This window comes from Cobetia sp. SIMBA_158, from assembly GCF_046566945.1.
In the GTDB taxonomy this organism is placed as follows: domain Bacteria; phylum Pseudomonadota; class Gammaproteobacteria; order Pseudomonadales; family Halomonadaceae; genus Cobetia; species Cobetia amphilecti.
This window is the reverse complement of the sequence record NZ_JAWJYL010000042.1, coordinates 1-633: the sequence shown is the minus strand read 5'-3', so window position 1 is coordinate 633 and position 633 is coordinate 1. Positions and strand designations below refer to the sequence as shown.

The window sequence follows — 633 nt, the reverse complement described above, 5'->3', positions numbered from 1 at the left end:
AAAACGAGACTTAAGCCTGTCTTCTACCCCTTCAATTTCTTTAGGGTAACGGTCAGAAGTTAAAATAATTTGCTGATTACCTTCAAGCAACGCATTAAAGGTATGAAAAAACTCTTCTTGAGAACGTTCTTTATTGGCAAAAAATTGAATGTCATCAATCATTAATGCATCAACACTACGGTAATAACGTTTAAATTCTTCTATTGCATTATTTTGTAGTGCTTTAACCATATCTTGTACAAAACGCTCTGAATGCATATACACAATTTTAGCATCAGGCTTATTTGCCATAATGCCATTACCTACAGCATGGAGTAAGTGCGTTTTACCTAAGCCCGTACCACCGTATATAAATACAGGGTTAAATGCAGAGCCAGGGTTATCGGCCACTTGAGTTGCAGCCGCTTTTGCTAATTGGTTAGATTTACCCTCAACAAAACTATCAAAGGTGTAGTTTTCTTTAATGTTTGATTTATAGCCCGATTTAGGTGCGGGTTCAACAACCGGTTTTTGCTCACGCGGCTGTTGCTTTGCTGATGCTTGAATACTAGGTGCAGGCTGTGCTTCTGTAGCAGGTGCAACCTGTGTATTTAAAAGTGGTTTGCTACCTACATCAAAACGAAGTTCCGGTGC

1 protein-coding gene is annotated in these 633 nt (G+C 39.0%); it reads right to left on the bottom strand.

From position 1 onward, the window contains the following. Positions 1-633: chromosomal replication initiator protein DnaA (locus tag R2R70_RS18870; RefSeq protein ID WP_410978731.1), on the bottom strand; the 633-nt coding region annotated here is incomplete at both ends.